This is a genomic window from Winogradskyella arenosi (genome assembly GCF_003337305.1).
Taxonomy (GTDB): Bacteria; Bacteroidota; Bacteroidia; order Flavobacteriales; family Flavobacteriaceae; genus Winogradskyella; species Winogradskyella arenosi.
This window is the reverse complement of sequence record NZ_QPJO01000005.1, coordinates 61,680-83,213: the sequence shown is the minus strand read 5'-3', so window position 1 is coordinate 83,213 and position 21,534 is coordinate 61,680. Positions and strand designations below refer to the sequence as shown.

Sequence of the window (21,534 nt, the reverse complement as noted above, 5' to 3'; positions counted from 1 at the left end):
TTGCTGATTTCTCAGTAAACCTTTCTGTTTTTTGTCGAAAAATTAAATTCGCCTTTAAATTTCAGGTTTATATTTAATATATTTAGAATCAATTCATTATCTAAATATATGTAATATGAAAAGAATTTACGTTATCCTGACATTTATCCTTGCCATTTCAGTGTGGTCTTGTTCTAAAGAGACCCTAACAGAGTCGTCAGACGCTACATTACAATTTCCTGAAGAACCCCTTACTGTTGAAGCGATTAATGCACACATTAGTGAGCACATTGAAAGTACAGGAGACTTTAATTGGAATGATGTGGACGCCCATTTCCTTTGGAGTGCCTTAACCCACGGACAATATGTTTTAACCGTTGGCTATGGTAACGAAGGACAAAGTTTTTCTGAAAAGCCAGATGCCGAACTCATCAGAAAAAAGAACGAACTCATCAACACGATTAGAAATGAAGAAGCCGTAAGTAAAGCGGATTTTAAGATTCGAGAAGATCAAGTCTTAACCGTTTTTGATGCGGAGGTTACCAAAATAGAAACCATTATGGCCTTAAGAGAAAGTACGGATGTGAGGTACTTAGAACCTAATGGCTATAACCAATATACGGCTGAGGTCGTTCAAAAATCCAGTTCGGGATGCGATACGGCTGGAGCTTCTATTAATCCGGCGCATTATGACACGGTTTCACCCAACAATGCTCAAGTGTCTTGGCATTTTAATGAGCATAATATACAACAAGCTTGGACCGAATCTACAGGAGCTGGTATTACCATTGGTTTAATTGATACAGGCGTTTCAAAATCTCAAAACTTATTAAATACTGTAGGGTTTAACGACGGCTATTCTTCTGGACGATCTGTAGAGAAGTATGGGACTTTTATAGACTCTAATTGGTGGTGGTCTAGCAATTATGATGGCGTTCATGATAAATGCGGACATGGAACTGCAATGGGATCTACCATGGCAGCACCAAGAAACGATAACGGCATGCCAGTGGGTGTGGCTTATAATGCCAATTTAGTGGCGTATAGAGCCACAGAAGATGTGTTGTTAAATGATTATCATGAGCGCAAGGGCGTGTCTGATGCTTTAACGCAATTAGGGAATCGTAACGACGTTAAAATTATTTCGATGTCTATTGGGTATGTTTGGTCGATAAGCAATATAGAAGATGCTGTAAAATACGCTTACAGTAAAGGAAAGCTAATCTTTGCTGCAGGCGGAACCTCTACAAGCTTTACCAATGGGTATGGCGTTATTTTTCCGGCTACCATGAGCGAAACCATAGCTGTTACAGGAGTTAATGACGGAAGCAGTTATGAGCGTTGTGAAACCTGCCATAGCGGAAGTAAAATTGACTTTACCATTATTATGGAAGGTGATAATAATACCAGTAAAGCGCCTCCTGTTTTAAGTTTTTATAATGGCGAACGTCGTTATACAGGCGGATCGTCTGTGGCAACGGCAACCACAGCAGGGATTTCGGCATTAATCTGGTCTAAATATCCAACTTGGACTAGAAGCCAAATTATAAATCGTTTAAAGCAGTCTTCAGAATTTTACCCTAATAAGAACAGCAGTTTTGGGTATGGAAATATTGATGCTTTACAAGCAGTGCAGTAAATACAGTAAAATTTCAAGCTAAAAAAAAAGCAAGGTTCATTATGTTGAACCTTGCTTTTTTTATGGCTTAATACTACGGATGTAACACCTGTTGTTCAAAGATGCATTGTAGAGTTTCTTCAGGATTGTCTGTTAATCCGGAATGCGTTTTAGAACTTTGAATCACTGTACTTCTAGAAGCCGCTAACCATCTAAACCGGTCCGACATTTCAAATTCACCAATTTTTCCTGAGGTTGAATCGCCTTTTGCGATGCTATCCCATGCTTGTAAATAAGCATTGACCGTTTCTAAATCTAAAGCATCAGGAAAGGCTTTTAGTTTATGATGGTCTACATGAAATTTAACAGCTAAAAATTTCTTGCGTTTGGAGAATAAGATCACACCAACATTAAAAAATTCTTCGCGTTCTACACGAGGTACAAATCTAATAATTGCGTATTCAAAAGTCACTTTATCTGGCATCATTGGCTTCTTTAACTAATACATCTATTTTAGAAAGTCGAGAATTCAGGTAGGTTATATAGGCTGCTTTTATGGACTCTGGACGCATGGTGTCCGATTCGTTATGCAGCCAATCTTCCGGGATTTTTGAAACAATATCTTCAATAACTTCTGGTGTCAATGCCCCGATAATTCCTTCTGAAGCTTCGGTTAATTTAGTGGCACGCTCTAATAACACATGGTCTTTTATAAGCGGAAAGCTGCGGTTAAGATGTTGCTCCCAAATAGGCCAATTATGATGAAAATAAAAACTAGCCCCGTGGTCTATAACCCACAATTCTTTATGCCAATTTAAGAGGTTGGTGTTTTTTACTGTTCGGTCTATATTACTTATAATACTGTCTAAAAGTACAATTTTAGAAGAGGTTAAAGCATCGGCTTCTGATACTAAAGGGTCATAGGTAATGGCGCTGCTTAGATAGTGTAAGCCAAGATTAAGGCCAACGCTAAATTTTAGTAGATCTTGAATTTCTTCATCCGGTTCAGTTTTACTAAACGAATCGTCTAAATGCATAAATACCAATTCAGGAACTTTTAAACCAATAGCACGTGCTAATTCCCCGCCCATAAATTCAGAGATTAGGGCCTTTTTACCTTGTCCGGCGCCTCTAAACTTCAACACATAGAGAAACCCATCACTAGCTTCTACAATGGCAGGTAATGAGCCACCTTCTCTTAAAGGGGTAATGTACTTTACAACCTCTACAGTTCTTATTTCAATATGAGACATAAGCGCTTATAATTTTCTACTAATAGTTAAGCCATCCCTAATGGGTAGGACTACGGTTTCAACTCGGGGATCTGATTTTAAGAGCGTGTTATAGTCCAAAATAGCCTGGGTAGAGATGTCTTTTTTACCTACAGGTTCTACCACTTTTCCGTGCCATAATACATTGTCGGATAAAATGATTCCACCAGGATTTAATTTATCAATAATTAAGTGAAAATAATTACTGTAATTCGGTTTGTCAGCATCAATAAATACCAAGTCGAAAGTTTCTTTTAGGGTCGGAATAATATCTATAGCACTTCCGGTATGCTGAATAATTTGTGAACCGTATGCGGAGCGATCGAAGTATTTACGTTGAAAGTCGACCAATTCTTCATTAACGTCAATAGTGTGTAAGATTCCTGAAGATGGTAAGCCTTCTGCTAAACATAAGGTAGCATAGCCTGTAAAGGTGCCCAATTCTAAAATACGTTCTGGCCTTATTAGTTTAGCCACCATGCTTAAGACACGTCCTTGATAAGGGCCGCTAAGCATAATGGGTTGTAATATTTTTTGATACGTTTCTCGTGTAAGTTGCTGTAATAATGCAGGCTCTTGCTCCGAGTGTGCAACGACGTACTGATCTAAGGCTTCAGGTAAAAAATACATGGCATGGATTTAAATAAACAGATGAGATATGTGGATTAATTAATCCAAAACGCAAAGTTAATAAACGGTTGAGATAACTTTAGGACATAATACGAGAAAGTAGCTTTTCTTTTGCAGCTTCATCATCACCGCAAAGCCATTGAATCACGTTATCTTCCCAAATCGCATCACGCTCAGTTTCGGTTACAATATTGCGCTCCATAGCCAAATCGATAATTTTACCAGGGTAAGATGATTGTTGTTCACTTTCCATTTCACCTAGTGGGTAAGGGTCATCTAAGCCCATAATAACTTGTTTAGAGCCTTGGTTTTTCAAAAGTAACTCCAAGCCTCCGGTATCGTGAACCAAAGTGTCAAAGAATATGTTTTTGTGTCCTACGGCTTTTCTAGGATGACTTTTACCTTCAAATAAATCTGGGCGTCCGTCAAATCCTTGAATACGCCTCCCTAAGTTAATTTGCGCTAATTGTCCACCATGCGCAAAACAAGTTCTCATATTAGGGTATTTGTCTTGATAGCCGTTTAAGGTTAAGAAATGATAAGCATCAGCACATTGGGCTAACATCCATATAAGGTGGAATCGCCATGAGGTATTTTCAAGCTTAATAAATTTTTCTCCGTCATAAGGATGAATTTCAACAGCGAGATTATACTTATTGGCCAATTCAAAAATAGGTTCATTTTCCTCATCGAAAATACAGCGCCAAGTACCTATGGTATCCATATAATGGGTAGGCAAACAAAGCAATTGCATACCGTGTTCTTCTACGCAACGTTCAATTTCCCAACAAGCACCTCGTACAAAGCCGGGATGTACCACAAATCCACAGGTGAATTTACTCGGGTTCTCACGTTGAATTTTCGCATTAAAATCATTTTGAAAACGTAGGGCCTGCTTCATTTCTTCTACACGAAGACCGTTGCCGTAAAGCTGTGAGAGGTTTAAAACCACGGCATGATCTATGTTAAAACGTTCCATCCAAGCTAATTTCTCATTTAAAAAGAAACTAGAATCGGTAATTGGGCGGTTCCAATCTTTCTGAAGCATAAACTTACGATCTTTATCGACCCAAAAGATTTCTTTCTCTTTCATAAACTGAGGGATTTCCTCAGGATAGGGAAGAAGGTGGGAGTGACCGTTTATTCTAAGTTTTCGTCTTTCTTTCATAAGTTATACTAGGCTGAAATTGCGTGTCTCGTTTAATAGGGTTGATTGCTCTTTAAAGGTAAGCCTTAGGTGTTAAGGAATAAAATCTAAGTGTTATTCTAGAGTTACCTTTTTTGGTGGCTCCATGACTTCGCCGCAATTAGGGCAGCTTCGTTTTGATTTGTCATTGTAATAATGATCAAAAATGATAGGCATGTCGGTTTCTATATTTTTAACCGTAAAATCTTCTTCATAAAGCTTGGTGGTACAGTTTTCGCAAAACCATAATAAGGCATCTTTTACACCTTCTTCTCTAGGGTATTCAATAACAAGTCCTACCGTATTAGCCCCACGTTGTGGCGAATGTGGAACTTTGGGTGGTAAGAGAAAAATTTCTCCTTCTTTAATATGAATATCTTTAGGGAGGCCGTCTTCAATAATTTTTAAGACAATATCGCCTTCAATTTGATGAAAAAATTCAGGCGTCTCATTATAATGGTAGTCTTTTCTATTATTAGGGCCACCAACTACCATAACTATAAAATCACCATCCTTCCAAACCACTTTATTCCCCACAGGTGGTTTTAACAAATGACGGTTTTCTTCAATCCATGCTTTGAAATTAATAGGAGGATATATTTTACTCATGGTTTTATGGTTTTATTCCTGTTGAAAGGAAATGTATTAAAGGGTTTAAGCTTGTTTAGTTTACAGTTTATTTAAATGTCCAAGCGGTATAAAGTTACAAAGATTTTGTTCTTCCACCATCAACCGGAAGGTTAATTCCATTGATATACGCGGCACGTTCGCTGGCTAAAAAGGTAATAGCATCGGCAAGTTCTTCAGGTTTCGCAAATCGTTTTGCAGGGACGGTGCTTTTCATAGCTTGGGCCGATTCTTCTTCTGTTTTCCCCGTTTTGTGAGCTTTGTTTTTAATGATTTCCGCTAATCGGTCCGTGCCTGTAGCACCCGGTAACACATTGTTAACCGTAATACCAAATTGCCCTAATTCATTGGCTAATGTTTTACTCCAACTGGCTACCGCTCCTCTAATGGTATTGCTTACACCTAAACCGTCTAAAGGTTGTTTAACGGAGGTGGAAATGACATTGATAATTCTGCCATAATTTTCTTGTTTCATAAAAGGAACAAGGGTTTGCGCTAACACATGGTTACATTTTAAATGTTGCGTAAAAGCCGATTCAAATTCCTCGACTTCAGCCGAAAAAATAGGTCCACCGGCAGGTCCACCTGTGTTATTCACCAAAATATGAAAGCCGTGATGATTGGATACATATTCTGAAACTTTCGTTTTTAAGTCTTCAGGGTTTGAAAAATCAGCCACAATATAATCGTGTGATTGAGATTGAGGTAATTCTGAAAGTACCGCTTTTAATTTGTCTTCGTTTCTAGCAACAAGGGTGACTTGAACACCTTCGGCGGCTAAGGCCATGGCTGTTGCTTTTCCTATTCCTGCGGTGCTTCCGCATACTAGTGCGTATTTGTTGTTTAGTTGTAGATTCATAATATTTTGATGTAAGAATCAAGAGTCAAGATTCAAGACGGTTAACATCTTGGTTCTTGGCTCTATCATCTTGGTTCTTTTTTTAATACTTTATACAAACGTTCTTAGCTTCCGTAAAAAAGCGCAAGGCTTCAAAACCACCTTCTCTTCCTACACCTGATGCTTTTATACCTCCAAAAGGTGTTCTTAAGTCGCGCATCATCCACGTATTTATCCAAACAATACCTGCTTGAAGTTGGTTACTTAATGTCATGGTACGGTTTAGATTATTGGTCCATAAGGTTGCTGAAAGTCCGTATTTAACTTTGTTGGCCATTTCTAAAACCTCGTCTTCTGAGTTGAAAGGCATTAGGGTTACTACAGGTCCAAAAATCTCTTCTTGGTTTACACGGCAGTCGTCATTGGGTACTTCGATAACGGTTGGTTCTAAATAATAACCGTTTTCAAAACCTTTAACGGTGACCTCATTGCCTCCACATAGTATAGTTCCATTTTCTGTTTTTGCAATGTTGATGTATTCTTTTACTTTTTCAAGATGAGGTTTGGACACTAAAGCTCCTATATTGGTATCTTGGTTTGATGGATGTCCGACTTTAAGTTGCTTTACTTTTTCAACAAAATCAGTCTTGAATTTTTCATATATAGAAGCTTCTACAAAAATGCGACTACCACACAAACAAATTTGCCCTTGATTAGCAAAAGACGAACGTACTGTAGTGTTCAACATATCCTCGTAATCACAGTCTGCAAAAATGATATTCGGATTTTTTCCGCCTAATTCTAAAGATAGCTTTTTGAACATTGGTGCGGCGACTTTAGCAATGTGGGCTCCTGTTGCTGTGCCTCCTGTAAAGGAAATCGCTTTTATGTCTGGGTGTTCAATGATGGCTTGTCCTGTGCTGGTGCCTAATCCGTGAACGATATTTAAGACGCCTTTTGGTAAACCCGCTTCGTTACAAATTTCCCCTAATAGATACGCCGTCATTGGCGTGACTTCACTCGGTTTGGCAACCACACAATTTCCGGCTGCCAATGCTGGTGCGATTTTCCAAGTGAATAAATAGAGGGGAAGGTTCCAAGGTGAAATACAGCCGACTATACCAATAGGTTGTCGCAAGGTATAATTAATCGCGTTTTGACCCACAGACTCATGGCTTTCACTGGCGAATTGCGTTATGGCATTCCCAAAAAATCTAAAGTTACTTGCTGCTCTTGGAATATCTACGGCTTTTGCTAATGAAATAGGTTTGCCATTATCCTTACTTTCCGCTTCGGCAAAACGGTCTAAATTCGCTTCTAATAATTCTGAAATTCTAATGAGGATTCTACTACGCTCTTCTAAAGTACTTTGTGACCAGCTTACAAATGCAGATTTGGCACTTTTGTAAGCCGCTTCAACATCGTCTTTTGTTGAATTAGGAATTTGTCCGTAAACGTCTCCATCAGAAGGATTGTAGTTGTCTATCCAGTGGTCTTGAATTGGATTTTGGAAATTACCATTTATGTAGTTTTTGATGTTTTCCATTTTATAATGCGCTACAATGATTTATTATTAATATTGAATATTTGGTAAGAAGTTCTTCTTTTTTGAGCGATAAATATTTATGCAATTGATTTTGGGTTGAAGAAAGGTTTTTACTAAATAAAATTAATTCATCTGAAATCTCTTTTTTGTGTTTAGATAAATCAGTTTTTGAGTTCCAACATAACAAAACATAGTTGCAATTTTCAGATATTTTTTGGTTATATATAAATTCAATTTTCGGATTATTACTTCCAATTAATAAGAATTCCTTCTGAGAAAGTTCAACAAGTGGATAGAAAACTTCAAGCTCTGAATAATTAATAATTCTTATTTTTTTTAAACTATTTAAATCTATTTCTATTTTATAATTGCTTGAAGTGAAATCTAGTTGTAATTCACCGAGATTCTCTGTTTGAATAAGAGTGTAAATTGTGATATTATCTTTGTTGAGTAGGTTTTCTAATCTTTCACCATAATCAGTATTTTCATCGTATTTGTCATAAGAATAGTGATAGTAATAACTATTTAGTATCACTCCATTTTTCAATTCTAATTCTAGATTAAAACGATAAATGTTTCCTGCATCCGCATAAGAAAAAAGCGTAGTTAATAACGATATGATAGTTATAAATGGCTGCATTTAAGGTTTCTTAAAAGCCATAACCTTTATCTCAACCACCAAATCTGGATGTGGTAACTGATGTACCGCAACGGTTGTTCGGGTTGGTCCGGTTTCTTTTTCGAAGAATTCTGCGTAGGCTCTGTTGTAATCTGCAAAGTCATTCATGTTGACCAAAAATGAGGTGACATCCACCACATCTTTTAAACTAGCGCCAACTTTTGCTAAGTTTTTTTCTATGTTTTTTAAAACTTCTTGGGTTTGTGTGTAGGCGTTTAGGCGTTTTGTTCCCATCTCGTCAATGATGTCTACACCTGCTATCGTGTTGTCTGCACGTCTAGAGCTCGTGCCTGAAACGAATATAAAATCGCCTACTTGTTTGACGTGTGGGTAGGCGCCTCTTGGTGTTACTCCTGTTCCTTTAGAAACAGGAATCTTATCATTTGTTTTACTCATGTTTTATTTTTTTTATTCTGTTCATTTGCCTTGATGCAAATTGCGAAGCACATCATAAGCTCCATAAAATAAGCATCTGCGAATAAACGAACCAAAAATCACAATCAAAATATAGGAAATTCCTTCGGAACACTCGCTCTCGGAATTTCGTGCTTGAAGCTTCGCTTTGCATCTTCATTCCTTCCCTCATTATTTCAGAATTTTGATGTTCAATTCTCTGAATTGATTTGGGATATTAATTTTTGCTGATTTTTGTTTTCTTTCTGGTTCAGATTTTAATTTTTGCTCATTGCTCATTGCTCATTGCTCATTGCTCATTGCTCATTGCTCATTGCTCATTGCTCATTGCTCATTGCTCAATACAATCCCGCAATCCTATCGTCTTCTAAAATAGCTTCAGTTTCGGCATTTACTTTGTCTAAAATATCTTTTAAATTGTCTTCTGATGAAATCACTTTATCGGTTAACATATTTAAAATCGCCTTGTCTTGTGCTCTTCCTTGTAACATAGCTTGTCTATACCCGATGTTTTCATTAAAGGTAACCAAACTATATTTTGAGGAATACTTATTTTGAAATTCTTTTTCTAAGGCCATTTCAATTTTTCGTTTTTCTTGAAAAATAGGATTGGCTACATGACCTTTCATTTCGTGGAAATTATCGATGGCTAAATCGGCAATAGCATCGGTATCTTTCTTTCTGTTTTTCTCGTAGGTTTCAAAAATGGCTTCCCAACTGTCAAGATTTTGGTCGAGCACCTTATCAAATTCAACAACATCTTCAAAAGAGGCGTTCATCCCTTGTCCGTAAAAAGGGACAATAGCATGGGCAGAATCACCCATTAGTAAGGTATTGCCTTTGTAATGCCAAGGGGAACATTTTACGGTGCCTAAAGCAGCTGTAGGATTTTCGAAAAAATCATCAACCAAATTCGGCATAATGGCTAAGGCATCAGGAAATTCTTTCTGGAAGAATTCTATTACCAATTCTGGTGTGGTTAGATTATTAAAATTGTACTCGCCTTCCGCATAACTTAAAAATAGGGTGACGGTAAAACTGCCATCTAAATTTGGTAAAGCAATAAGCATAAAACTGCTTCTTGGCCAGATGTGTAAGGCATTTTTATAGGTTTTGTAATTGCCAGTTTCTGTAGGTAAAATGCTTAGTTCTTTATAGCCATGATTTAAATACTCTTGAGAGAAACTGAACAAGAACTTCTTTCCTAAATAATAACTTTTTCTGAGGGCTGAACCAGCACCATCTGTGGCGATAATACAATCGGCATCTTCTACAAATTCGTCTTTAGTGTTGTAATCTTGAAATAAAGCGGTGGTGTTTTCAAAATCTACAGACTTACATTTTTTATTGAAATGTATCGTAACGTTTTCATGTTTTTCGGCTTCGGTTAAGAGTAAACTATTCAGCTCTCCTCTAGAAATGGAATTGATGTATTCGTAATCTCTTCCGCTGTAATTAGACATAAAGGTGTTGCCTTCTTTATCGTGAATCATGCGTCCATTCATAGGGATGCATAATTCCTTTACTTTGTCTTCTAACCCTACAAGTTTCATGGCTTTATTGCCGCGATTGGAAAAGGCTAAATTAATAGAGCGCCCCGCAGAAATATCGGTTTTTCTTAGATCCGGACGCATCTCATAAACGGTAACATGGAATCCTCTTTGTCCTAATCTAAGAGCCAATAAGCTTCCGCAAAGCCCGGCACCAATAATAAGGATGTTCTGTTGGTTATTAAGTTTGTTATTGTTTGCCATGGTAAAATTAAAATGGGGTTAGATCTTATCGATTAGGATTTAAGTGTTTTTGATGCCGTAGTTGACGGATGTAATTTTTGCTTTATGATCTGAATCTCCTCATAAGACGGTCTAAACTTATTTAGATTAATGATTTCTGTTTGTCCTTTAAGATTCTTAAAACTTAAGTTGTTGTTATTAGAATTAAATTGAATACTTTCAAAACTTTGATATTCTCCATGTTTTATGAGTTTATCTTTTATTAGATAGACAATCCGTCGGTCTGTTATTATAAAATAGTCATGCCCTTTACTCGTAAAAAAAGATAACAGGCCTAAGATATGATATTCAAAAAAACTGATTTCTGATTTCTTTTTAAGGGATAGCAGCCTGTTTTCATTTTTAATAATAGACCAAACTGTTTTCATAATAAGGCTTTTAATTGCTCAACCATATTATACACATCTTCATAAGAATTATACAACGGTGTTGGTGCGCAACGGATCACGTCGGGTTCTCGCCAATCGCTAATAACACCGGCTTCGGTTAATTTATCGTGTAAAGCTTTATCGGCGTTTAAAACCTGAATAGAGAGTTGACATCCACGTTCCTCAGGGTTTTCTGGGGTGATAATTCTGATGGTATCTTCACCTAAGTCTTTCAGTAGAAACTCAAAATAACCCGTAAGTTTTTTCGACTTTTTAATCAGTTTTTCAAGGCCAACTTCATTAAAAATATCTAAAGACGCTCTAATGGCTGCCATGGACAAAATTGGCGGATTGCTTAACTGCCAACCTTCGGCTCCCGGTAAGACATCAAATTCGTGTCGCATGTTAAAACGCGTGTCTTTATTATGGCTCCACCAACCTGTAAATCGGTTGAGGTCTTTGTTATAGGCATGGCGCTCATGAACAAAGCAACCCGATAAACTTCCAGGTCCTGAATTCATGTATTTATAGGTACACCATACGGCGAAATCGGCTCCTGAGTTATGCAGATCTAAATCGACATTTCCTGCGCCATGAGCACAATCAAAGCCTACTTTACATCCATGTTGATGTCCTAGCATTGTAATGCGTTTAAAGTCTAAAAATTGACCGGTATAATAATTAACGCCACCCACCATAATGAGGGCAATTTCAGAACCATGTTCTTTGAGAATGGCTTCTAAATCTTCATTACGTAATAATTCTTCACCTTCTCTAGGTGACCATAAAATTAAACCGTCTTTATCATTGAAACCATGATGTCTTAATTGCGATTCAACCGCATACTTATCTGACGGAAAGGCATCACTTTCAATAAGGATTTTATAGCGTTCTTTAGTTGGTTTATAAAACGACGCCATCATAAAATGCAAGTTGGCCGTTAAGGAGTTCATGGTAACGACCTCAATAGGTTTAGCTCCGACTAATTTAGCGGTAGCTTCGGTTAAAAATTCATGATAAGGTAACCATGGGTTTTTAGCATCCGTATGGCCTTCAACACCAAGATTTGCCCAATCTTCTAATTCTTGATTGATGTAGGCTTTCGTTGATTTTGGTTGTAAGCCTAAAGAATTTCCGCAGAGGTAAATAAGCGCCTTGCCATTGGCGTCTTTAGGAATGTGGAATTGTTGTTTATATGCAGATAATTCATCTAAGTTGTCTTGTGCTTTTGCATAGTCAAGACCTAATTTATAATCGGACAAAGTTTGTGGGTTTTTCGGTTGTTAACAAAAATAAGATAATTAAATGATATTTTATGAAATTGACAATTTGCTAAAAATTCTTAAGAATATCTCAAAAATAAATAGTTTAAAACAGTTTTTCTGTTTAGTTTAGTAACTACAATTAATTTCTTATGCTAAAGAGGCTTTGGTCTGCATATCACCAATGGTATATTAAATATAGTCGTTTCTCAAAAGAAGATGGGCAGGATGAGTTGGCTTATTTTAGAAATAAATTATTTGTATCAATATTAATATTAATTCTTCCGCTAGGGGTTATTTCTTATATACCTAGCGCTATTACGGCCTTAATTTTAGACAAGCCTTTTGTCTTTTATGTCGATACCATTGCGATTTCATTAATTGCGTTTTTATTTTTTAATAATAAAATGAGTTTGAATACAAAAAAAGTAGTCTTTGCGGCTAATTTGTTTGTATTGTCCTTTGCTCTGGTGCTTTATATTGGGCTTAAAAGTAGTAGCGGTTTGATACTCTTTATGTTGTGTGTATTGGTAACACTTTTTAGTGGTCGAAAATCTGGAGTAAATACGGCCTTAGCCGCAGCATTTGTTTATTTCCTTATCGCGCTGAGCGTCTATTTTAAAATCTTTAACTTTAAAGTGTTTCAAGATGAACAAATACAGGTCATTAGTATTGTATTTATCAATAATATTCTGTTCATCCTTATGGCGGTTTTTTCAGTTTCATTTTTAGTACAGCATTTGCATAATGCCCTTTTAAAAGAGAATTCTTTACAGGAGGCTTTAGTTATAAAACATGAAAATGTTATTAAAGCTAAAGAAAAGGCAGAGCAGTCCGATCAATTAAAAACGGCCTTTTTGGCTAATATGAGTCATGAAATTAGAACACCCATGTATGGTATTCTTGGCTGTGCGGACCTTTTAAAATCTTACAATACCGATGATGAAGAGTTTAAAGAATACGTAAGTATCATTGAAGGTAATGGACAAGAGCTCCTAGATGTAATGACGGATATTTTGAATATCTCTAAAATAGAAACTGGCCTAATGACCTTGAGCATTACAAATTTTAATGTTAATGCGGTTATCGATTCTATTTTTACCTCGTTTTTGGCAGAAGCTAAAGCCAAACAGATTAAGTTAACCTTAAATAATTTTATCGCTAATAAGGATCAGATGATTAATTCTGACCAAGGTAAGTTTACGGACGTTTTAAAACATTTAATGGAAAATGCGATAAAATATACCGAAGAAGGCGGCCATATTATTCTTAATTGCAATGTGAACATCGAAACCTCTCAATTAAATTTTATACTTAATGATACCGGAATTGGTGTTCCTAAAGATAAATTAGAATCCATTTTTAATACCTTTTATCAGGTTGATGTTTTAAACAAAGATGCGCTCCATGGTTCTGGTATAGGCTTATCCATTTCTAAAGCTTTTATTGAAATGTTAGGTGGGCAATTAGAATTAGAAAGTCATTACGGAGAAGGTACCTCTTTTTTGTTTGAAATTGATATGAATTTAAAAGAGAAAGCACCTCAATCTGAATAGAATGAAGTGCTTTTTATATATAGACGCCATTTGGCGGAAAATGTAAGCTATACGCTTTTAGTTATTACTATAGCGTGAAACTTACATTATAGGCCGCAAAAGTAAGCGGTTAATTCTTGTTGTCCAAAGTTATACTGACATCTGTAAAATTAAGATTCCATAAGCCGCCTTCTTGCTTGTGATTTTTAGCAATTTTAATGCCCTCATAATCTTGTAATGTTTCAAAGGTGGTTGATAAGGTCGGTTCCTTGCTATTTCCTTTTCTAAAAGTCCATTCTTTAATGATGTAGTCATCGTTATAATAGATGTCATAGGCATCTCCAGGGGTATATCCGCCCACTTCAGGATAGGTTAGTGTTATCTTGTTTAATTGCGTTTTACTTATCGGTGCAGTGGCTGTTTTTACTTCTGAGAGCTCAGCGGTTGTATCCCACACCAATTGAAATGGTATTAATAACCAAAACTTGTCGTTAATAAAAGCTTGGTCCGCTGCTCTATAGGTACTATCGACCTCCTTACGGACATAATCAACAGTGTCTTGCGCTGTTTTTAAAATAACACGGTTTTCCTTAGGGTACCATGTCCAAGCGCGGCCTTTACCTTTTACGGTATCCTTGTCAACCTGAAAGGTAAATTGAACTTTAGAGACCTTTGGCCAATGTTCAAAACCATGAGCATGAGCAATTTTTTGTGCCGTTGTTAATTCTTGCTTAACTTGTACAGGTTCTGCGGTTTGTTTTTTATCAGACTTGCAGCTCCACAAAAAGCATAAACAAACCATACTGATATAAAATGACTTCATTAAAACGTTGTTTTTTTGATTGTGATATAAAATTAAATAACCATGAGTGATTGGACTAATTATTTTGAAGTTAATAAAGCCACTTGGAATAAAAAGGTGAACATCCATGCGAAAAGTGATTTTTATAATGTTGAAGCCTTTAAAGACGGGGAAACTTCTTTAAAACCTTATGAACTCAAGGCTTTAGGCGATGTAAAAGGAAAGTCCTTATTGCATTTACAATGCCATTTTGGTCAAGATACTTTAAGTTGGAGTCGGATGGGCGCAAAATGTGTTGGAGTGGATCTCAGTGAAACCGGTATTGAATTGGCTAAAAGCTTGAATGCCGGACTTCAGCAAGATGCTCAATTTGTATGTTGTAATGTTTTAGACACCTCAGCACATATTTCCGAGACCTTTGATGTGGTATTTACAAGTTATGGCGTTATTGGTTGGCTGCCCGATTTAAAACCTTGGGCTAAGATGATTTCAGAACGTTTAAAACCAGGTGGTATCTTTTACATGGTAGAATTCCACCCTATAGTTTGGATGTTTGAGGAGGTCAATGGCCGTATGGAAATGAACTATCCTTATAGTCAAGAGCAGGTTATTTACGAAGAATATAAAGGGACGTACGCTGATAAAACTTCGGAAATGATAAGTAAAGAATACGGTTGGAACCACAGTTTAAGTTCTGTAGTGAACGCCTTAATTGAAGCAGGATTAAAAATTGAAAGTTTTAAGGAATATGATGAAACGCCTTATGATATTTTTCCAGATTTAGTACCGAGTGCTTCGGGGATGTATAAAGCGAAATCACCTTTATTTCCGTTTATTTTTGAAATTAAGGCTCGTAAATAAAGCGACCCTAAGTTGAAGAAAAAAAGCCTACAAGAGTTTGAAACGTTGTAGGCTTTTAGGTTAATGTTGCGTCTTATCTTTTAGCAATGCTGGAAATTTAGATTTAAATTTCTGTAGCCTCGGAATCGATACCTTTTGTATGTAAGGATTCTCTGGATGAAGACGCTCATAGTTTTGATGATAATCTTCGGCCAGCCAGAATTTCTGGAAAGGATAAACTTCGGCAGCAATAGGAGCATCAAGCTTCTTTGCTAAGCTTGCTTTCTTTTGCTCAATAATTTGTTTTTGGGCTTCATTTTGATAAAATATTATAGAGCGGTATTGCGATCCATGATCTGGTCCTTGGCCATTAACTTGCGTTGGATTTTGAGAGCCAAAATACACATCAACAAGCTCTGAAAAACTAACAAGTTCTGGATCGTAGATAATCTCTACAGTCTCAGCGTGTCCTGTTTTTCCAGTGTTACTAGCGGCGTAAGTTGGGTTTTCTGTAAAACCTCCAGCATAGCCAGAAATAGATTCATCAACACCTTTTACACTTTCATAGACCGCTTCAACACACCAAAAACAACCACTCGCAAAATAGGCTCTTGCCTTTCCATCTTGGAGGGGAACTTCAACAGGATTTGCATTAATCACGGCTTGTTGTTTTGGGTTCACTTGGGCTTGGTTATGACAGCTAAAAAGTAAGCTGATGGTTAGAATAGAGAGAAATTTGATCATCTTTTAAATTTTAAGGCTTAGTCGTGTGAAATTACAAAACCTTAATATAGATATTTATAAAATTACGTTAAGACCTTTAGGTAACCACAAGGCATAAAAAAAGCCTTTGCGTTGGCAAAGGCTTTTTTATAATATGAAATTGAAAAATTACTTGCTAAGTTTAGCGAATAATTTGTTCATTTTTACTTTTTCTTCTTCTGCTAATTCAGCATCGACTAAGATACGACCACTGTGCTCATCAGTAATAACTTTTTTACGAGATGCAATTTCTACTTGCACTTGTGGAGGGATGGTAAAGAAAGATCCACCAGAAGCACCACGTTCTATCGCTACAACCGCTAAACCATTCTTAACATTATTTCTAATTCTCTGGTAAGCTTTTACTAAACGATCGTCAATTTTCTTTTGATAATCTTCAGACTTTAATTTTAAAGCCTCTTCTTCTTTTTCCGTTTCTTTTAAAATTTCATTAAGCTCGCCTTTTTTGTGCTTTAGGTGAGCCATACGATCTTTTAAACGGTCTTTAGTGGCAGAAATAACTTCTTTTTTCTGTTCTATCTGAACTTTAAATTCTTTAATGTGCTTTTCAGCCAATTGAATCTCTAATTCTTGAAATTCAACTTCTTTAGTCAATGAGTTATATTCTCTGTTATTTCTAACATTCTTTTGTTGCTCACTGTATTTCTTAATTAAAGTTTTAGCTTCTTCAATTAAGTTTTTCTTTCCTTTGATGTCTTCGTCGATAATCGTTAAGCTATCATTTAGCTTTTCCAATCTTAAGTTAAGTCCTTCAACTTCGTCTTCTAAATCTCTAACTTCTAAAGGAAGCTCACCTCTGACATTTCTTATTTCATCTACTCTAGAGTCAATTAATTGTAAATCATATAGTGCTCTCAATCGCTCTTCAACAGAAACTTCAGCTTTTTTTGCCATAATTATAAATACTTTATCGGATTTGTATTTGTCTTTGATAAAATGATTGCAAAATTAGTGATTTTTTTTGATAGATAGTCTACTAAAAATGATTTTGTGAACTGTTCACTTTCATAATGACCAATATCGGCTAAAATAATCTTGTTTTCGGCCCTAAAAAAATCATGATATTTTAAATCTGCAGTAATAAATAGATCGGCCTTAGCAGCCATTGCCGCAGAGATAGCAAAACTACCAGAGCCCCCAAGTACCGCTATGCGTTTTATGGGACGATCTAAAGGGTTTGTATGTCTTATGCAGTCGGTTTGCATTTGTGCTTTAATAAACTTTAAACAGGCTTCAGCAGGCATTTCATGTTCAAGCTCTCCAACCATTCCAATACCAATATGTTGATTTGAATTTTCTAAGGTTGTAATTTCGTAAGCTACTTCCTCATAAGGATGTGCATCAAAAAGTGTGCGTAAAACGGTACTTTCAAGATGTTTTTTGAAAGTTATGGAAATTGCGGTTTCAGATTCGGTATGTAATTTGCCTTTTTTGCCAATTACAGGATTCGCATCATCATTGGCTAAAAACGTGCCTTGGCCTTCCATATTAAAACTACACGATTCATAATGCCCTAGACTTCCTGCACCCGTTTTAAATAAAGCCGTTCTTAGGGCTTCTGCATCTGCTTTGGGTACGTAGGTCTGTAATTTTTTAATAGTGCCGCTTTGGGGGATTAAAACCTTTTTATTTATCAACCCTAATTGGTTACAGATAATGTCGTTAACGCCCTGAAAAGCATTGTCTAATGCGGTATGTATAGAGAAAATGGCAATGTTATGCTGTATAGCTTTTATGACAACGCGTTCTACGTAGGTTTTTCCCGTAAGTTTTTTTAAACCTTTAAAAATAATAGGGTGGAAGCTTACGATAAGATTGCATTGATTTTCAATGGCTTCATCAACGACGGCTTCTAAGGTGTCTAAAGTCACTAAAACTCCCGTGACCTTCTCATTTTTATTCCCCACTAAGAGTCCTACGTTATCAAAATCCTCAGCATAAGCTAATGGGGCTAAGTTGTGCAAGTGATTAATGACGTCTTGTATAATCATAAGTGTATATTTGTTTCAAAAATACTATAATTTAGCTGTTGTGAAATATCAATATTCAAATATCAGTTTAGCCAAGGCTATTGGTTATGGTTCTTCTTTCAGCATAAAACCCGTGATTACAGCGCTATGAAAATTATTCGTTATATATTATTTCCTATTGTTCCGATTTATTATGCCATAACATGGATGCGAAATTGGTTGTATGATGTGGGGATTAAAACGTCTAAGACTTATGATTTTCCGTTGCTATGTGTGGGAAACTTAAGTACTGGAGGAACGGGGAAAACCCCAATGATAGAATATCTTATACGGTTGCTTAAAGATGAAAAATCTATAGCCACCCTAAGTCGTGGCTATAAGCGAAAAACAGAAGGTTTTGTTTTGGCCGATAGCCATGCTAATGCAGATACTATTGGAGATGAGCCCTTTCAGTTTTATAGAAAATTTAAAGCTATTAAAGTGGCGGTAGATGCCAATAGGCAACATGGAATTGCCCAATTAAGAGGTCTTGATGAGGCTCCGGAAGTCATCTTATTGGATGATGCGTACCAACACCGAAAAGTACAAGCTTCTTTTACAATTTTATTAACGGCTTATTCCAATTTATACTATAAGGATATTGTTTTGCCTACCGGAAATTTAAGAGAGCCTAAATCGGGGGCTAAACGTGCCGATGTCGTTGTGGTTACCAAATGTGACCCTTCTATTTCGGCGTCTGAAAAAGAAAAGATTCGTTTAAAGTTGAAATTAAAAGATGAGCAATCGCTCTTTTTTAGTCATGTAGATTATGCCACAGAAGTCTATTCAGAAAAGCGAACTTTAGACTTGGCGACGCTGCTAAAATTTACCCTAGTCACAGGGATTGCAAATGCCGATCCATTAGTACAATTTTTAACGGAAAAAGGTTTGGAATTTGAGCACTTAGAATTTACAGATCATTATAATTTTAAAGCTTCTGATATCTCTAATTTAGCAGGGAAGTCGTTAATTATAACCACTGAAAAAGACTATGTGCGATTAAAAGATTATACTGCTCTAGAAAATAAGCTTTTTTACCTGCCTATAGAAATTAAGTTAGACAAAGCCGCTGAGTTTAATGCAGTGGTTAAGACTAGTGTTAATTAAAGAAACTAGATACTATTTTTTGTCCGGTAAGTGCTGCATGAAGTTTATCTTCAAAGTCTTCTTGTTTAAATGGTTTAGAAATAATATCATCAAAACCAGCTTCTCCAAACTCGTGCATTTTATCCTCTAAAGTAACAGCGGTTAGCGCAAAGATGGTTAATTCCTTATCAAAAGATCTAATAATCTTAGTGGCTTCTAGTCCGCTAATCCCTGGCATATGAATGTCCATAAGAACTACATCGTACTTAACGATTTTAACTTGTTCTACGGCAGCTTCACCATTATCAACAACGTCACAACTTAAGTTCATCTTATTCAGAATCTTTTTCGTGATCATTTGGTTGATCTTGTTGTCTTCTACGATAAGAATTTTAACATTGCTTAAATCCAAATCCTCCATCTTATTCCCTTTTTTAACTTCTATAACTTCTGGCTTATCGGCCGTTTTATCATGCTCTAATGGGATTTCAAAAAAGAAGGTGGTTCCTTTACCTAATTCACTCTTAAGGTAAATTTTTCCTTTCAGAATTTGAATTAATCCTTTTACAATAGATAAACCTAAACCTGTACCACCATATTTTCTATTAATTTGTACCGACCCTTGTGAAAAGCTTTCAAACATGTGCTCTTGCTTCTCTTTGGTAATCCCAATTCCGTTATCTTCAATTTCAAAACGAAGTCTATATGTATCGTCGTTTTGATCTATTTTAGAGGTTCTTACCCAAATATCACCGTCTTGTGTAAACTTAATTGCATTACCAAGAAGGTTAATTAAGATTTGCGAAATCTTGAGTTGATCTCCAATAAAATTTTCTGGGAGGTCTTTAGCGTAGTCGAAATGTATGGTTGTATCTTGATCTTTTGCTGAATTGCTTAAGGCAGAGATGACATTTTCTAATTTCAGTTTTAAATTAAAGTGTTCCGGATCTACTTCTACTTTATTCGCCTCAATTTTATTAATTTGAAGAATATCATTGATAAAGGTTAAGAGGTAATCTCCTGAAAATTTTAAAGATTTTAAATGCTGAATTTGATGCGGTTTAGGGTCTTCATCTAAAAGCATATTGGTTAAACCTGTTACAGCGTATAGTGGTGTTCTTAACTCGTGGGTTACGGTAGATAGGAAGTTGGCCTTTGTTTTAGACGCTAATTCTGCTTTTTCTTTTGCTAATATTAATTCGTCATTCTTCTTATGAAGCATGGTATTCGTATTGAGCCTAATATTATTATTCTTATATAAGGATAAGGTTAATAATGATAAAATGGTAATTAAGGCGATACTCAATATAGTTGTAATTCTACTAAACGCACTTTCTGCATTTACCTCGTCTATTTGGGCCTTAAGTTGTTCGTTTTGGGCGTCTTTATAATCGGTAATTGATTCGTTAGAAATGCCAGTCGCAATATTCTGACGCTTTACATTTAAAAGCGAATCTGATAAGTGGATGTGTTTCTTGATATAGAAATGCGAATTTTTATAGTCCCCATTTTTTTCATGAATATCACTAAGGGTTAAGTAGGCTTCATTTTCATCACTAAAATTATTGAGTTCCTGAGCAATGGCAAGACCTTCCTCGGTTTGCATCTCAGCCATTCTAAGGTTGCCCATGGCACAAAATACTTTTCCGCTGTAGATAAGCGCGCCACTAAGACGGCGTTGTTGGTTGTATTTTTTAGCAATGATAATGGTCTTTTCTAAATCGGCTTTAGCCTCTGCGTAGCGTTTTAAGGCAATATAAACCTTGGCTTCATTAAGGGTAACATCAGACGTGTATTCTTCGATGCCTTCTTGTTCAAATAAGGTTTTTGCTGAATTAAAATAATCTAAAGCTTCCTCATATTCTTCTTGGGTACTATACATTACCCCTTTAATATTATATGCGGCGGCTAAATTACCATAATCACCAATTTCACGTTGGATTTTCATGGCTTTGCTAATGGAAAGATTAGCTTTGTCCTTCTCACCGACTAAGAATTGCACTTTGGCAATTTTCAAATAAATTTTTCCTTGTTGGGATTGATCGCCTATTTTAATTGAGGCATTTAAAGCTTTATCTAGATTATCTAAAGCGTTATAATATTTACCACGATTACTGTCTAATTTGGCCTGATTGAGGTGTTCTAGAAGTCTTATGGAGAGCATACCGTCATCATCAGCTCCTATTTGTTGTGCAAACAAAAGACTGCAAAAGCAGGCTAAAATTACAAATATGATGTGTTTAATCGGTGACATTCAGCGCATTTAAA

21 protein-coding genes are annotated in these 21,534 nt (G+C 36.2%); 4 read left to right on the top strand and 17 right to left on the bottom strand.

Annotated elements, in window-relative coordinates:
• The first annotated feature begins 115 nt into the window (after positions 1-115).
• On the top strand, positions 116-1,618 hold the full coding sequence (locus tag DFQ08_RS13620) for a S8 family peptidase (RefSeq protein ID WP_114310590.1): 1,503 nt from the start codon (positions 116-118) through the stop codon (positions 1,616-1,618).
• A 73-nt stretch (positions 1,619-1,691) separates the two neighbouring features.
• Here DFQ08_RS13620 and DFQ08_RS13615 read toward each other — a convergent pair whose 3' ends face one another.
• The 12 genes from DFQ08_RS13615 to kynU all read right to left on the bottom strand — a co-directional run bounded on the left by DFQ08_RS13615 (position 1,692) and on the right by kynU (position 12,211).
• Positions 1,692-2,081 carry a DUF3037 domain-containing protein gene (locus DFQ08_RS13615; RefSeq protein WP_114310795.1) on the bottom strand — a complete coding sequence of 130 codons (390 nt, stop codon included), beginning with the start codon at positions 2,079-2,081 and terminating at the stop codon, positions 1,692-1,694.
• Positions 2,071-2,850: a HipA family kinase gene (locus DFQ08_RS13610; protein ID WP_114310589.1), complete on the bottom strand. Its 780-nt coding sequence runs from the start codon at positions 2,848-2,850 to the stop codon at positions 2,071-2,073. Before DFQ08_RS13610 ends, DFQ08_RS13615 begins: the two co-directional genes overlap by 11 nt.
• Before the next feature lie 6 nt (positions 2,851-2,856).
• Positions 2,857-3,498 (bottom strand): O-methyltransferase, encoded by a 642-nt coding sequence (locus DFQ08_RS13605; protein ID WP_114310588.1) that lies wholly within the window; start codon positions 3,496-3,498, stop codon positions 2,857-2,859.
• A 79-nt stretch (positions 3,499-3,577) separates the two neighbouring features.
• Positions 3,578-4,666, bottom strand: coding sequence for an amidohydrolase family protein (locus tag DFQ08_RS13600; RefSeq protein ID WP_114310587.1), 1,089 nt, complete (start codon positions 4,664-4,666; stop codon positions 3,578-3,580).
• A 93-nt stretch (positions 4,667-4,759) separates the two neighbouring features.
• A complete protein-coding gene (locus DFQ08_RS13595) occupies positions 4,760-5,293 on the bottom strand; it encodes a 3-hydroxyanthranilate 3,4-dioxygenase (RefSeq protein ID WP_114310586.1) in 534 nt (177 codons plus the stop codon).
• 94 nt (positions 5,294-5,387) lie between these two features.
• Positions 5,388-6,170, bottom strand: a complete 783-nt coding sequence (locus DFQ08_RS13590) for an SDR family oxidoreductase (protein WP_114310585.1) — start codon at positions 6,168-6,170, stop codon at positions 5,388-5,390.
• Between the two features lie 82 nt (positions 6,171-6,252).
• Positions 6,253-7,695, bottom strand: coding sequence for an aldehyde dehydrogenase (locus DFQ08_RS13585; RefSeq protein WP_114310584.1), 1,443 nt, complete (start codon positions 7,693-7,695; stop codon positions 6,253-6,255).
• A gap of 1 nt (position 7,696) precedes the next feature.
• Entirely contained in the window at positions 7,697-8,335 is a 639-nt protein-coding gene (locus DFQ08_RS13580) for a hypothetical protein (protein WP_114310583.1), read from the bottom strand.
• Positions 8,336-8,770, bottom strand: a complete 435-nt coding sequence (locus DFQ08_RS13575; RefSeq protein WP_114310582.1) for a RidA family protein — start codon at positions 8,768-8,770, stop codon at positions 8,336-8,338.
• Positions 8,771-9,126: 356 nt separating this feature from the next.
• Entirely contained in the window at positions 9,127-10,542 is a 1,416-nt protein-coding gene (locus DFQ08_RS13570; RefSeq protein WP_114310581.1) for an FAD-dependent oxidoreductase, read from the bottom strand.
• A 32-nt stretch (positions 10,543-10,574) separates the two neighbouring features.
• On the bottom strand, positions 10,575-10,949 hold the full coding sequence (locus DFQ08_RS13565) for a hypothetical protein (RefSeq protein ID WP_114310580.1): 375 nt from the start codon (positions 10,947-10,949) through the stop codon (positions 10,575-10,577).
• Entirely contained in the window at positions 10,946-12,211 is a 1,266-nt protein-coding gene (gene kynU, locus DFQ08_RS13560; protein WP_114310579.1) for a kynureninase, read from the bottom strand. Before kynU ends, DFQ08_RS13565 begins: the two co-directional genes overlap by 4 nt.
• Positions 12,212-12,363: 152 nt before the next feature.
• Between kynU and DFQ08_RS13555 the strand changes: the two genes are divergently transcribed.
• Complete coding sequence (locus DFQ08_RS13555; RefSeq protein WP_114310578.1) at positions 12,364-13,767, top strand: sensor histidine kinase; 1,404 nt, start codon at positions 12,364-12,366, stop codon at positions 13,765-13,767.
• A gap of 109 nt (positions 13,768-13,876) precedes the next feature.
• On the opposite strand, the gene DFQ08_RS13550 is transcribed toward DFQ08_RS13555, so the two are convergent.
• Positions 13,877-14,569: a hypothetical protein gene (locus tag DFQ08_RS13550; protein WP_114310794.1), complete on the bottom strand. Its 693-nt coding sequence runs from the start codon at positions 14,567-14,569 to the stop codon at positions 13,877-13,879.
• A 42-nt stretch (positions 14,570-14,611) separates the two neighbouring features.
• Here DFQ08_RS13550 and DFQ08_RS13545 point away from each other — a divergent pair, with 42 nt between their 5' ends.
• Entirely contained in the window at positions 14,612-15,409 is a 798-nt protein-coding gene (locus DFQ08_RS13545; protein ID WP_114310577.1) for a class I SAM-dependent methyltransferase, read from the top strand.
• A 60-nt stretch (positions 15,410-15,469) separates the two neighbouring features.
• Here DFQ08_RS13545 and msrA read toward each other — a convergent pair whose 3' ends face one another.
• From msrA to DFQ08_RS13530, 3 genes are all read right to left on the bottom strand, one after another.
• Positions 15,470-16,132 (bottom strand): peptide-methionine (S)-S-oxide reductase MsrA, encoded by a 663-nt coding sequence (gene msrA / locus DFQ08_RS13540; RefSeq protein WP_114310576.1) that lies wholly within the window; start codon positions 16,130-16,132, stop codon positions 15,470-15,472.
• Positions 16,133-16,279: 147 nt separating this feature from the next.
• A complete protein-coding gene (locus tag DFQ08_RS13535; protein WP_114310575.1) occupies positions 16,280-17,065 on the bottom strand; it encodes a zinc ribbon domain-containing protein in 786 nt (261 codons plus the stop codon).
• 2 nt (positions 17,066-17,067) lie between these two features.
• Positions 17,068-18,162 (bottom strand): Nif3-like dinuclear metal center hexameric protein, encoded by a 1,095-nt coding sequence (locus DFQ08_RS13530; RefSeq protein WP_114310574.1) that lies wholly within the window; start codon positions 18,160-18,162, stop codon positions 17,068-17,070.
• Positions 18,163-18,288: 126 nt separating this feature from the next.
• On the opposite strand from DFQ08_RS13530, the gene lpxK reads away from it, so the two are divergent.
• Positions 18,289-19,287 carry a tetraacyldisaccharide 4'-kinase gene (gene lpxK / locus DFQ08_RS13525; RefSeq protein ID WP_114310573.1) on the top strand — a complete coding sequence of 333 codons (999 nt, stop codon included), beginning with the start codon at positions 18,289-18,291 and terminating at the stop codon, positions 19,285-19,287.
• Here the strand turns inward: lpxK and DFQ08_RS13520 are convergent.
• Positions 19,280-21,520 (bottom strand): ATP-binding protein, encoded by a 2,241-nt coding sequence (locus tag DFQ08_RS13520; RefSeq protein WP_245935441.1) that lies wholly within the window; start codon positions 21,518-21,520, stop codon positions 19,280-19,282. The two genes, lpxK and DFQ08_RS13520, sit on opposite strands and share 8 nt — an antisense overlap.
• Positions 21,521-21,534 lie beyond the last annotated feature (14 nt).